Source organism: Pelomonas caseinilytica (assembly GCF_021353235.1).
GTDB classification, from domain to species: domain Bacteria; phylum Pseudomonadota; class Gammaproteobacteria; order Burkholderiales; family Burkholderiaceae_C; genus Pelomonas; species Pelomonas caseinilytica.
In genome coordinates, this window is sequence record NZ_JAJTWT010000012.1 from 125,299 (window position 1) to 136,978 (window position 11,680).

General features: G+C 73.6%; 10 protein-coding genes. 5 read left to right on the forward strand and 5 right to left on the reverse strand.

Annotated features, from left to right (window positions below; genetic code table 11):
* Positions 1 to 51 precede the first annotated feature (51 nt).
* The 3 genes from LXT12_RS22735 to LXT12_RS22745 all read right to left on the reverse strand — a co-directional run bounded on the left by LXT12_RS22735 (position 52) and on the right by LXT12_RS22745 (position 4,604).
* Positions 52 to 735, reverse strand: a complete 684-nt coding sequence (locus tag LXT12_RS22735; RefSeq protein WP_233394588.1) for an ABC transporter ATP-binding protein — start codon at positions 733 to 735, stop codon at positions 52 to 54.
* Between the two features lie 10 nt (positions 736 to 745).
* Positions 746 to 2,020: an efflux RND transporter periplasmic adaptor subunit gene (locus LXT12_RS22740; RefSeq protein ID WP_233394589.1), complete on the reverse strand. Its 1,275-nt coding sequence runs from the start codon at positions 2,018 to 2,020 to the stop codon at positions 746 to 748.
* Between the two features lie 109 nt (positions 2,021 to 2,129).
* On the reverse strand, positions 2,130 to 4,604 hold the full coding sequence (locus tag LXT12_RS22745) for an ABC transporter permease (protein WP_233394590.1): 2,475 nt from the start codon (positions 4,602 to 4,604) through the stop codon (positions 2,130 to 2,132).
* Positions 4,605 to 4,759: 155 nt separating this feature from the next.
* On the opposite strand from LXT12_RS22745, the gene LXT12_RS22750 reads away from it, so the two are divergent.
* The 3 genes from LXT12_RS22750 (at position 4,760) to LXT12_RS22760 (ending at position 8,061) form a co-directional block, all read left to right on the forward strand.
* Positions 4,760 to 6,061, forward strand: a complete 1,302-nt coding sequence (locus LXT12_RS22750; RefSeq protein WP_233394591.1) for a sigma-54-dependent transcriptional regulator — start codon at positions 4,760 to 4,762, stop codon at positions 6,059 to 6,061.
* Positions 6,051 to 7,220 carry a sensor histidine kinase gene (locus LXT12_RS22755; RefSeq protein ID WP_233394592.1) on the forward strand — a complete coding sequence of 390 codons (1,170 nt, stop codon included), beginning with the start codon at positions 6,051 to 6,053 and terminating at the stop codon, positions 7,218 to 7,220. Before LXT12_RS22750 ends, LXT12_RS22755 begins: the two co-directional genes overlap by 11 nt.
* Before the next feature lie 115 nt (positions 7,221 to 7,335).
* Positions 7,336 to 8,061 carry a response regulator gene (locus LXT12_RS22760; protein ID WP_233394593.1) on the forward strand — a complete coding sequence of 242 codons (726 nt, stop codon included), beginning with the start codon at positions 7,336 to 7,338 and terminating at the stop codon, positions 8,059 to 8,061.
* 16 nt (positions 8,062 to 8,077) lie between these two features.
* Here the strand turns inward: LXT12_RS22760 and LXT12_RS22765 are convergent, their stop codons facing one another.
* Positions 8,078 to 9,436: an MFS transporter gene (locus tag LXT12_RS22765; RefSeq protein ID WP_233394594.1), complete on the reverse strand. Its 1,359-nt coding sequence runs from the start codon at positions 9,434 to 9,436 to the stop codon at positions 8,078 to 8,080.
* A gap of 70 nt (positions 9,437 to 9,506) precedes the next feature.
* On the opposite strand from LXT12_RS22765, the gene LXT12_RS22770 reads away from it, so the two are divergent.
* Both LXT12_RS22770 and queE read left to right on the forward strand, forming a co-directional pair.
* Positions 9,507 to 10,607: a 6-pyruvoyl trahydropterin synthase family protein gene (locus LXT12_RS22770; RefSeq protein WP_233394595.1), complete on the forward strand. Its 1,101-nt coding sequence runs from the start codon at positions 9,507 to 9,509 to the stop codon at positions 10,605 to 10,607.
* Positions 10,604 to 11,233, forward strand: a complete 630-nt coding sequence (queE, locus tag LXT12_RS22775) for a 7-carboxy-7-deazaguanine synthase (protein ID WP_233394596.1) — start codon at positions 10,604 to 10,606, stop codon at positions 11,231 to 11,233. The genes LXT12_RS22770 and queE overlap by 4 nt, the downstream gene beginning before the upstream one ends.
* 90 nt (positions 11,234 to 11,323) lie before the next feature.
* Here queE and LXT12_RS22780 read toward each other — a convergent pair.
* Positions 11,324 to 11,680, reverse strand: a 357-nt coding sequence (locus LXT12_RS22780) for a group II intron maturase-specific domain-containing protein (RefSeq protein ID WP_304622783.1), incomplete at its 5' end; no start/stop codon positions are given.

Sequence of the window (11,680 nt, forward strand, 5' to 3'; positions counted from 1 at the left end):
TTTAGTGCCGGTTCGGCCGCCCGGCGCAAGGGGCGGCCCGGGGCAAGGTGGTCAGGCCGGCATGGCCATGGCGTCCACCACCACCCGCCCGTCCAGCAGCCTCAGCGTGCGCGATGCCTGGGCGGCGTGCTCCAGCGAGTGGGTGACCATGACCAGCGTCGTGCCCTCGGCGTTGAGCTCGCGCAGCAGGCGCATGACCTCGGCGCCATGGGCGCTGTCGAGGTTGCCGGTGGGTTCGTCGGCCAGCAGCAGGGCGGGCCGGGCGGCGATGGCGCGGGCGAGGGCCACGCGCTGTTGCTGGCCACCGCTCAACTGGCTCGGCCGGTGGGCGGCGCGATGGGCCAGGCCCAGGCGCTCCATCACCTCGGCCACCCGCTCCCGGCGGGCCCGCGCCGGCAGGCCGCCGTACTCCAGCGCCAGGGCGATGTTCTCGGCCACCGTCAGGTCGTCGATGAGGTTGAAGCTCTGGAAGACGAAGCCGATGCGGCCCCGCCTCAGGGTGTTGAGCTGCCGCTCGTTCCAGCCGGCGACGTCCTGGCCGTCGAACCAGTACTCGCCACGCGTGGGCGCGTCGAGCAGGCCGAGGATGCCCAGCAGGGTGGACTTGCCGCAACCCGAGGGGCCGGTGATGGCGAGGTATTCACCGGCCTCGATGTCGAGGTCGATGCGGTCCAGGGCGGTGGTCTCGACGTCGCCGGCGCGGAAGGTCTTGGTGAGTTGGCGGAGCTTGAACATGGTGTGGGGCTCAATGGAGTTCGAGGGTGGAGGCGTTGGCGAAGGCGCGATAGGGCGAGACGACGACCTGCTCGCCGGGCTGCAGGCCGCCAAGCACTTCGACGACGCCGTCGGCGCGGCGGCCGAGCCGCAGCTCGCGGCGCCGGGCGTGGCGGCCATCGGCATCGAGCACGAAGGCCCAGGCGCCACCGGTGTCGGCGTAGAAGCCCGCGTCGGGCAGCAGCAGCGCGTCCTGCGCCTGGCCGAGGGTCAGCCGCAGGTCCAGGCCCTGGCCGACCTGCAGGGCCGGCGGGTCGGCGTCGAAGCTCAGCTCGACGCTGAAGCGGCCATCCTTGACCTGCGGGTCGATGCGCGCGACGTGCAGGCCATGGCGCCGGCCCTCGTGCAACAGCTCGGCGGCCAGGCCTTCGTGCACGCGGGCGAGGTGGAACTCGTCCAGCTTCAGTTCGAGCTTGAAGCGGCCCAGGCTGTCCAGCCGCGCGATGCGCGTGCCGCTGCGCACGCTCTCGCCGACCTGCAGGGTCAGCCCGGTCAGGCGCCCGGCCACCGGTGCTCGCACGGCCAGGCCTTCGCTGGCCGCGCGCATCGCCTCCAGGCGGCGGTTGAGGTCGGCCACGGCGCGCTGCATGGCCTGCACCGACTGCTCGCGCACGGCCAGCTCCTCGCGACCATCGGCCTGCAGCTGGGCATAGAGACGTTCGGCCATCGCGAGCTTGTCGACCGAGTCCTCCAGCGCCGAGGGCGACAGGAAGCCGGTGGCGGCCAGCTCGCGGTTGCGCTGGTGCAGGCGGCGCACGCGCTCCAGCTCGAAGCCGGCTTCGGTCAGGCTGCGCCGCTGCTGGGCCTGGGCCTGCATCCACGCGGCGCGCAGCGTCGAGAAGTTGGCCAGCTGCTGGGCCGCCTCGCTGGAGCGGGCCATCAGCTCCTGCGCCCGCTGCGTGCTGCTCAGCGCGACGAGCAGCTGCCCCGCCTCCACGCGCTCGCCGTCCTTCACCAGCACCTGCTCGACCCGTCCATCCTCGGTCGCGTCCAGCAGCACCGATTGCAGCGGCTGCGCCGTCGCGCGGCCGACGACGACGTCGTGGAAGGGGCCGGTCCTGGCGGGAGCGATTTCCACGTCGGCGCGCGACACGGGCACGCCGCTCGGCCAGGCGCGGGCGAGCAGCAGGGCCAGGGCGAGCAGCGCGGCGGCGCCCAGCGCCAACCGCCAGCGACGCACCGGCACCTTGACGCGCCGGTCCATGGCTGCGCCAGTCATGGGGGCCTGGGAAAGGACGCTGCTCATGCGCGAGTCCCTGGAACAAAGCCACAGAGGCACAGAGACACAGAGGCAGCGGGACGAAGGCCTCTGTGTGCCTCTGTGCCTCTGCGGTTGCCTTTGGGTTTCATCTCGATCAACCGGTCAGCGCCTGCAGGGGTCGCAGCGCCAGCGCGGCGCGCAGGTGCCGGGCCACGGCCAAGGCCGTCACGGCCACGAGCAGGGCCGTGACGGCAAGCAGCACCCACAGCGACAGCGGCCCCACCGGCGCCCGCTCCACGAAGTCGGCGAGGTAGCGCTGCGACAGCCACGCCGCCGCGGGCAGGGCCACCACGCAGGCCACGCCCAGCACGCCGGCGAACTCGCGCGCCAGCAGGCCCGCCACGGCGCCCGCACCGGCACCGTGCAGCTTGCGCAGCACGATCTCGCGCTCGCGCCGGCGCAGCGTGTAGGCCGCCAGACCGTAGATGCCCACGGCGGCCAGCCCCAGGGCGATCAGGCCGGCGATGCCCACGAGGCGGCCCAGGCGCGTGTCGTCGGCCACCTTCTGCAGCAGCATGTCGCGCATCGGCAGGGCGTTGACCTCCGCGTCCGGAAACGCCTGCCTCACCACGGCCGTCAGCCGGGCACGGGTGGCCTGCGGGTCGCGGCTGTGCACGCCGACGACGGCATAGCCACGCTCCACCACCGGGCGAAGGGCATGCGGCTGCGGCGCGCTGCGCGGGCCTTCGAGCCGGATGTCTTCGATGACGGCCACCACCGTGGCCGGCTGGCCGTCGTCGATGCTGGCGGGCGTGCCGAGGGCCTGACCAACCGCCGCCTGCGGGCTGGCGAAGCCCAGCGCACGCACGGCGCTGCGGTCCAGCACGATGGCCCGCTGGGCCTGCTCGGCCACGTGGTCGGCCGACAAGCGCCCAGCGATGAGGCGCATGCCGTAGACCTGCAGGTAGCCGGGCGTGAAGTCGACGCCGGTGCGCAAGGTCACCGGGGTGCCGCCCGGACCGCGGAATTCGCCGTACCAGTTGGCGAAGTCGCGCCCGGGCAGGTCGTCGGCCGCCGCGGCGGCGATCACCTCGGGCCAGCCGCGGATGCGCTCGAGCAGGGCGCGGGTCTGCGCCGGCTGGACCTCCCAGGGCAGGTCGATGGCCACGCGGTCCCGCACCTCGAAGCCGCGCGGGATGCCGACGGCATGCTCGGCCTGCCACAGCACCGTCAGGGCCAGCGAGGCGAACACGGCGGCCGAGCCGAACTGCAGCGTCGTCATGACGCGGCGCAGCCAGCGGCTGGCCGCGCCCTCGCTGTAGCTGCGCCCCACCAGCGACTCCGCCGGGCGCACACGCAGTGCGATGGCCGTCAGCGGCATCGCACTGAGAGCGGCGATGACGGCGCAGCACAGGCACGTCAGCAGCACCATGCCGGCGCTGAGCACGGGGGCGTGGAACTGGTGCTGCATCAGCACCTCGGCCGCCGGCGTGGCCCACCAGGCCAGCAGCAGGCCCAGCCCCCCGCCGAGGCCGGCGACGACAGCCGCCTCGGCGAAGAACTGCAGGGCCAGCTGCCATGCTCCCGCGCCCAGCGACTTGCGCAGGCCGATCTCGCGCTGCCGCCTCAGCGTCCGCACGCTCCACAGGTTGACGAAGTTGATGATGGCCAGGGTGAGCACGCCGGCCGCGGCTGCGGCGAGGCTGCCCAGCTGCAGGCGCCGCAGCGGGCTGCCGGCACCGTGCAGGCCGACGTCGGCCACCGGCATGGCCCGCAGGTAGGCTGGGCTGCCGCCGCCCTTCAGGAAGTCCATCGGGAACCCGGGCGGGATGGGCTGCTGGTCGATCAGGCGTTGCGCCAGGACGCTCAGCTGCTGTGGCCGCGCTCCGGGCTGCAGGCGGGCGTAGAGGCGGCCCGTGGTTTGGTACCAGGTGTCCGAGCGCGCCAGGTAGGCCTTGGCGGCGGGCGCATTGAAGCCGCCGATGGCATCGAAACCCAGCACGCCGTTGAGGTTGGGCGTGGGCAGCACGGCCTTGACGGTCAAGGTGAAGGCGTGGGCCGGCGCGCGGCCTTCGGGGTCGGGCGGGAGGGCGATGGTGAAGTGGCGCCCGACGGCCTGCGTGGTCCCGAAAAGCCGCTCGGCGGCCTCCGCGCTCAGCGCGGTGCCCTCGGGCGTTCCGAGGGCCTCGGTCATGTCGCCGGCCAGCGGGCGCAGGCCGAGCAGGGCCGGCAGATCGGGATCACCCAACGCAATGACGATGCGGCTGTGGCGCTGCACGCCCTGGGCATCGGACGCGCTGGCAGCCAGCTGCGTGAAGAGCACGCGGCTCATCGCCTCGATCGGTGCGCCGTTGGCGCGCAGCGCGGCATACAAAGGCACGGTCGGGACGTCGCCATGCCAGTCCGTCCTGACGCCGCCCGGGCCGCGCGCCTGCCACTCGAAGGTGACGAGGCGGTCGCGCTCCGGCAAGTGGGCATCGGGCCAGAGCGTGTCCTGCAGGAAGCTCGCCGTCAGCAGCGTGAGCGCCAGGCCCAGCGCCAGGCCGGCGATGACGAGGGCGGCCGGGCCGGGCTCGGCGCGCAGCTGGCGCCAGGCGCTGCGCCAGGGGGTGGAGGTGAACGGGGTCATGGCGGCCCTTTCTGCAAGACACGGGCCAGGGCATTCGCCCCGGGAACAAGGCCGGCGCGGCCGGCGTGACCGTCCGCTTGCGGACACGGGCACTGTCCGCTTCCGGACACCGCCTTGCCGGGGCGGACGCTGGCCGCTTAGAGTCGCGCCCTCCCATGGGCCGCATCCTCATCCTCGACGACGACGCCGACGTGGCCCTGGCCGCGCGGCTGGCGCTGCGCCGGCTCGGCACGGTGGCCGTGCGGCAGTCGCCGGACGGGCTGGCCGCGGCCCTCGACGAGTTCGCACCCGACGTGCTGCTGCTGGACATGAACTTCGCGCCCGGCGCGAGCGACGGCGCGGCCGGGCTGGCCCTGCTGCGCGAGGTGGTGGCACGGCCGGCGCCGGCACCGGCGGTCGTCGTCATGACGGCCTATGCCGAGGTGGAGCTGGCCGTGCAGGCGCTCAAGGCCGGGGCGGTGGACTTCATCACCAAGCCCTGGGCCAACGAGAGGCTGGTGGCTTGCGTGCAAGCCGCGCTGGCCCGCCGCGCGCCCGCGCCTGCCGTCGGCGAGCTGCTGGGCGAGTCGGCCGCGATGCAGGGCTTGCGCGCGCAGATCGCGCAGGTGGGTGCGAGCGAGGCGAGCGTGCTCATCCTGGGCGAGAACGGCGTGGGCAAGGAGCTGGTGGCGCGCGCCCTGCACCGCGCCTCGCCACGCGCCGCCGGGCCGCTGCTGGCGGTGGACATGGGCGCCCTGCCCGAAGCCCTGGTGGAGAGCGAACTCTTCGGCCACCGCCGCGGCAGCTTCACCGACGCGCGCGAGTCGCGGCCCGGGCGCTTCGTGGCCGCCGCCGGCGGCACCCTTTTCCTCGACGAGATCGGCAACCTGCCGCTGGCCCAGCAGGCCAAGCTGCTGGCGGCCCTGGAGCGCCGCGAGGTGACGCCGCTGGGCAGCGACAAGCCCGTGCCGGTGGACGTGCGCGTCCTGGCCGCCACCAACGCGCCCGAGGCCGAGCTCTTCGACGCGCGGCGCTTCCGGCCCGACCTGCTCTACCGCCTCAACACCGTGGTGCTGCGCGTGCCGCCGCTGCGCGAGCGCGGCGCGGCCGACGTGGCCCTGCTGCTGCGCCACTACCTGGCCCATTTCGCGCAGGGCCGCCCGGCGCGCGACGTCGACACCGACGCCCTGGCCCGGCTCTGCGCCTACCGCTGGCCGGGCAATGTGCGCGAGCTGCGCCAGGCCTGCGAGCGGGCCTCGCTGCTGGCGCGCGGGCCGGTGTTCACCTTCGCGGACTTCGGCCTCGCCGAGACGGCCGCGCCGGTGCCCGCCGAAACGGGCCTGGACCTGGCGCAGCGGGAGCGGGAGGCGGTGCAGGCGGCGCTCGCCCAGGCCGAGGGCAACATCAGCCAGGCGGCCAAGCTGCTCGGCGTGAGCCGAGCGGCCCTGTACCGCAAGCTGGACAAGCATGGCCTTTGAGCGCACCCGCATCGCCCTGGCCGCGCTGGTGCTGGCGGCCAGCACGGCGGGCGCGGGCGCCTGGGCCGACTCGCCCCGCCTGCTCGTCGCCTGCGGCCTCGTCGGCTCGTTGGCCGCCGTGGCCGGCTGGGGCTCGCTGACCCGTCTTGCCCGCCTGGCACGCCCGCCCAGCCCGCCGCCGGCCGACCCGCCGCCCCCGCCGCGGCCCGACCTGGACGCCGCGCTCGAACACGCCCCGCTCGCCCTGTGGCGCCTGGCCGCGGGCAGGCCGCCGCTGGCGCTGAACGCCGCGGCACGCCGCCTGGCTGCGCCGGGGCGGGCCGCCGAGCCCGGGGCTTTGCCCGCCCTGCTCGACGCAGCCCCGGGCCGCCGCGTCGTCATGCTGCCGACCGAACACGGCCAGGAGCGCGCCGTGCTGGCCGTGTCGGCGCTGACAGTGCAGGGCGAGGCCTGGCGGCTCGCGGCGCTGGCGCCCATCGAGTCGGAGCTGGAGACCGAGGCCCTGGCCGCCTGGCGCCAGCTCGTGCAGGTGCTGACCCACGAGATCATGAACTCGCTGACCCCCATCGCCTCGCTCGCCGCCAGCGCGCCGGCCCTGCTGGAGGCCGGCGAGCACGCGGAGCTGCAGGCGGCGCTGGCGGCGCTGGCACGGCGCGCCGCCCACCTGCAGGGTTTCGTCGAGCGCTATCGCAGCGTCAGCCAGCCGCCGGCGCCCACGCTGGCCGACACGCCGCTGCTGCCGCTGCTGCAGGCGGTGCAGCGCCTCGTCACCCCGGCCTGGGAGGCGGCGGGCGGCAGCGTGGCCGTCAACGTGGAGCCGCCATCGCTGGCGCTGCGCACCGACGCCGCCCAGCTGGAGCAGGTGCTCATCAACCTGGCCCAGAACGCGCTGCAGGCCTGTGCCGGCCGGCCGGCGCCGCGGCTGCAGATCGAGGCCGGCCTGAGCCGCGGCGCACGGCTGCGGCTGACGGTGGCCGACAACGGCCCGGGCGTGGCGCCGGGGCTGGAGTCGCGCATCTTCACGCCCTTCTTCACCACGCGCGACGGCGGCAGTGGCGTGGGCCTGGCGGTGGTGCGCCAGCTGGTGCACGGCCTGGGCGGCACGGTACGCCACGCCAGGCGGCCGGGCGGCGGCGCCTGCTTCGTGCTGACCTTCTGACGGCACTGACGCGACCGTCCGCGCAAAAGACCGGCCAGTCGTGCACAGATGCCGGCTTTCCTCGATGGTGTGAGTGGGTGGTGGGTGTTAGGCTGCCCGTTGTTCGATCCCGGGGATGGAGATGTTTCACGAGTTGCAGGAGTTGCTGGGCGCCTATCTGATGCCGGTGCTGATCGCGATACCGCTGGCCATCATCGTGCTCATTGCCGCCTTCAAGCGTGACGACTACCGGCCGACGCGCGACTACAGCCCGCCGCCGCGGCCGCCCGTGCCCCACGCGCCGCGCACGGCCCAGCCGCCCGTGGCGCTGCCGCCTCTGCCCATCTCGCCCCAGGCCGGCCCCTCGATGGCCAGCGCCTTCGTCACCGCCCCGACGCCCATGCTGCCGCCGGTGGCCGCGCCCACGGTGCCCGAAGGCCCGCCCAGCGTGCTGGTGGCCGATGACTCCGCCGTCGTGCGCACCAAGCTCAAGCGGCTGCTCGAAGGCGCCGGCTTCACGGTCGTGCAGGTCAACGACGGCAACGAGGCCCTGGCCGAGCTGGACGCCAAACCCGAGATCGCCGTGCTCATCACCGACCTGGAGATGCCCAACAAGGACGGCTTCGAGCTGATCGCCGACGTGCACGGCAGCCTGGCCACCGAGGACCTGCCCGTCATCGCCATCACCGGCCACGACGAGCTGCACGGCCGGGTGGGCCAGATCGAGGGCGTCTACGGCATCTTCAAGAAGCCCTGGAACGACCGCGAACTGCTCAAGCGCGTGGAGTCCCTCGTGCACCTGCGCTCGGCGGCCTCCAGGCGCGGGCGGCGCCTGAGCGACATCCGGCCGCCGGTGGCCTGAACCGCCCCGGGTCGTTTCACTCGGCCACCGGCTGCGCCCTCGGGCTGAGGGCCGTGGCGGTGGCGACCAGCGCCAGCGCCATCAGCAGCACCGGCAGCACCTGGCGGGTGGCGGGGTCGAACAGCAGGCCGGCGCCGGCCAGGGCGGCGCTGCTCGTGAGGGCGTCGCTGAGCTGCAGGGCCGAGGTGTTGCTGCCCTGGCTCTCGGGCGGCGAGAGCTTGAGCAGCAGCACCGACAGCATCGGGAAGGACAGGCCGATGCCCAGGCCCACCGTGGCCCAGCCCGCGAACACCAGGCCCGAGGGCAGGGCGATGCCCAGCGGCGCGATGACGACGAGCAGGCCCAGCACCGTCAGCCCGAAGCCGCCGGGCAGCAGCAGGCGCCGCCGCTCGGGCCGCGTGACGCGGGCCTGCAGCGCGCTGCCGATGCTCCAGGTGACCGCGCCGGCGCTGAGCGCGATGCCGGCCTGGGTGAGGCTCCAGCCGAAATGCTGGGTGAGCAGCAGGGGCAGGAAGGCCTCGGCGCTGGCGAAGGTGGCCGCGATCAGGCCCCGCAGCAGGATGACCGTGGGCAGGCCGCGCGCGGCCCGCAGCGTACCCACCGGCAGCAACAGCCGCGCCGCGATGCCGGCGACCGCGAGGCCGATGCAGAACAGCAGCGGCGCGCCGGCGCCGGCCTGGCTGGCGGCATGCAGGGTCAGCGCGCCGAGGCTGGCCAGCACCGCCCAGCGCATGGTGCCCCAGCGCAGCGCCTCGCCCGTGCCGCTACCCACGCGCCTGAGCGCAGGCAGCATCAGCGCCGCCGCCACCGGCACGACGGCCGCCACGGCCAGGAAGACCGAGCGCCAGCCGAGGAATTGCACCAGGAAGGAAGCGAGCGCCGGCCCGACCAGGCCGGGCACCACCCAGGCCCCGGCGAACATGGCGAAGAGCTTGGGGTGCAGGGCCTGGGGCACGACCTGGCCGACGCCGACATAGAGCGTCACGCCCAGCACGCCGCTGCCCAGCCCCTGAAGGGCCCGGCCGGCCACCAGCAGCGGCATGGAGGTGGCGAAGCCCGCCAGCAGCAGCCCGGCCAGGAAGGCGGCCAGGCCGGCCATTGCCGCGATGAAGGGCCCGCGCTTGTCGCAGAGCTGGCCGGCCGCCGTCATGCCGAGCACGGAGGTGGCCAGCGTCGCCCCGAAGGCCAGCGCGTACAGCGGCAGGCCGTGCAGGGCCTCGGCCACGGCCGGCATGGCGGTGGCGACGGCGATGGACTCGAAGGCCAGCATGGAGATCAAGGCGACGGCGCCCAGGCAGGCGGCGCGGCGCCCGGGGGCGAAGAGCGCGAGCGAAGCCGCGGGCGGCGCTTCGGCGACGGGATCGGCGAGGTTCATGGCGGCAGCCTAAAAGCTCAAGCCCACTTCAAGTCAAGCGGTCTTGCAAGCCCGAGGGGACAATCGGGGCATGTCCCTGTCCGTGTTGCACTGCGCCTCGGCCGGCTTCGAGTCGGCCTGCCGCATTCCCGCCCTGCCCGCCTCCCACCGCAGCCATGGGCTGCATGGCCACAGTTACTTCGCCACCGTGCGCACGGCCCTGCCGGCCGGCTGGGCGGCCTTCCCGGGCGGCGAGGTGCAGGCCCTGGGCTCGCGCATGGCCGCCACCGTGGCGCCGCTGGACCATGCCCTGCTGAACGACCACCTCGCCGAGCCCACCGACGAGAACCTGGCCCGCTGGGTGCGCAGCCGCCTCGCGGTGGACGTGCCCGGCATCGTGCAGGTGGGCGTGCAGAGCACGGCGCACAGCGGGGTCGACCTCGACGGCGCCGGCCATGCCCACGTCTGGCGGCGTTATCGCTTCCAGGCCGCCCACCAGCTGCCCAACGTGCCGCCCGGCCACCAGTGCGGGCGCATGCACGGCCATGGCTTCGAGGTCATCCTGCATGCGAACGCCGACCTCGGCGAGCGCGACCTCGCCATCGACTACGACCGCCTCGACGAGGTGTGGGCGCCCCTGCACTTCGAACTGAACTACCGCTGCCTGAACGACATCGAGGGCCTCGCCAACCCGACCAGCGAGAACATCTCGGCCTGGCTGTGGCAGCGCCTCAAGCCGGCCTTGCCGGAGCTGTCGTGGGTGACCGTCTACGAGACCGGCTCCAGCGGCGCCAACTTCAACGGCCAGCACTACCGCATCTGGAAGGAGATGACGCTCGACAGCGCCGTTCGCCTGAAGTCCGCGCCCGCCGGCCACCCGCTGGCCGGCGTCCATGGCCACACCTTCACGCTGCGCCTGCACCTGGCCGCGCCGCTGGACCGGGTGATGGGCTGGACGGTGGATTTCGGCGACGTGAAGTCGGTGTTCACGCCCCTGTTCAAGCGGCTGGACCACCACCCGCTGTTCGAGCTGGCCGGCCTGCCCGACGGCGACGCCGCCTCGGTGGCCGCCTGGGTGCTGCGCGAGGCCGGCGCGGTGCTGCCCCAGATCGACCGCGTGGACCTCTACGAGACGCGCGGCTCGGGCGCCATCGTGAGCCGGGCGGATTCCGAGGAGCTGATCCCGGTATGACCTACAGCGTCAAGGAACTCTTCTACACGCTGCAGGGCGAGGGCGCCCAGGCCGGCCGCGCCGCGGTGTTCTGCCGCTTCGCCGGCTGCAACCTCTGGACCGGCCGCGATCAGGATCGTGCGACGGCGGTCTGCAGCTTCTGCGATACCGACTTCGTCGGCACCGACGGGCCCGGCGGCGGCAAGTTCGCCACGGCCGAGGCGCTGGCCGACGCGATCGCGCGCCAATGGCCCGGCGGCGGGCGGCCCTACGTCGTCTGCACCGGCGGCGAGCCGCTGCTGCAGCTGGACACGCCGCTGATCGAGGCCCTGCATGCGCGCGGCTTCGAGGTCGCCGTGGAGACCAACGGCACCCAGCCGGCGCCGCCGGGACTGGACTGGATCTGCGTGAGCCCCAAGGCCGACGCACCGCTGGTGCTGACGTCGGGCCACGAACTCAAGCTGGTCTACCCGCAGCCGCTGGCCCCGCCGGAGCGCTTCGCCGGGCTGGACTTCCAGCACTTCTTCCTGCAGCCCATGGACTCGGTGCTCAAGCGCGAACACACCCAGTCAGCGGTGGACTACTGCATGGCCCATCCGCAATGGCGGCTGTCGGTGCAGATGCACAAGGTCGTGGGCATCGCTTGAATCGGGATAGGGGCGGCCAGGTTACCTGGCCGAGCCCCTCCCACACCACCGGGCATGCGGGTCCGCACCCGGCGGTTCAAGAGCTTGAGGTCACGAGAGGCGAGGCAGTCCCAGCCTGTCGAAGTGGGCGATGGACAGCACAGAGTTAAGGAGTCGACGGCTGTTGCACCACCATCGTCGACCGTTGACGGCAACGCGTGTCGCCACAGGGTCCGACGCGCCGAGCGCTTTGAGCTCCCGGTAGATGGTGCGTGGATGGCGCCATTGTTTGAGTTGGATGGCTCGCATGCGATGGCGCAGCCACTCGTCCAACTCGCGCCAGACCCTTGGCGTTTGCGCCATTGCGAAGTACGCCTTCCAGCCCAGCAGGTAGGGCCGCAGCCCCTGCACCACTTGCCCCATGCTGCGCCCGCACAAGCGGCCTGTGAGTTGCCGGATGCGCGCCTT

Coding starts and splice junctions, on each gene's coding strand:
- LXT12_RS22735 (WP_233394588.1), bottom strand. CDS start 735: ATGTTCAAGCTCCGCCAACTCACCAAGACCTTCCGCGCCGGCGACGTC.
- LXT12_RS22740 (WP_233394589.1), bottom strand. CDS start 2,020: ATGAGCAGCGTCCTTTCCCAGGCCCCCATGACTGGCGCAGCCATGGAC.
- LXT12_RS22745 (WP_233394590.1), bottom strand. CDS start 4,604: ATGACCCCGTTCACCTCCACCCCCTGGCGCAGCGCCTGGCGCCAGCTG.
- LXT12_RS22750 (WP_233394591.1), top strand. CDS start 4,760: ATGGGCCGCATCCTCATCCTCGACGACGACGCCGACGTGGCCCTGGCC.
- LXT12_RS22755 (WP_233394592.1), top strand. CDS start 6,051: ATGGCCTTTGAGCGCACCCGCATCGCCCTGGCCGCGCTGGTGCTGGCG.
- LXT12_RS22760 (WP_233394593.1), top strand. CDS start 7,336: ATGGAGATGTTTCACGAGTTGCAGGAGTTGCTGGGCGCCTATCTGATG.
- LXT12_RS22765 (WP_233394594.1), bottom strand. CDS start 9,436: ATGAACCTCGCCGATCCCGTCGCCGAAGCGCCGCCCGCGGCTTCGCTC.
- LXT12_RS22770 (WP_233394595.1), top strand. CDS start 9,507: ATGTCCCTGTCCGTGTTGCACTGCGCCTCGGCCGGCTTCGAGTCGGCC.
- queE (WP_233394596.1), top strand. CDS start 10,604: ATGACCTACAGCGTCAAGGAACTCTTCTACACGCTGCAGGGCGAGGGC.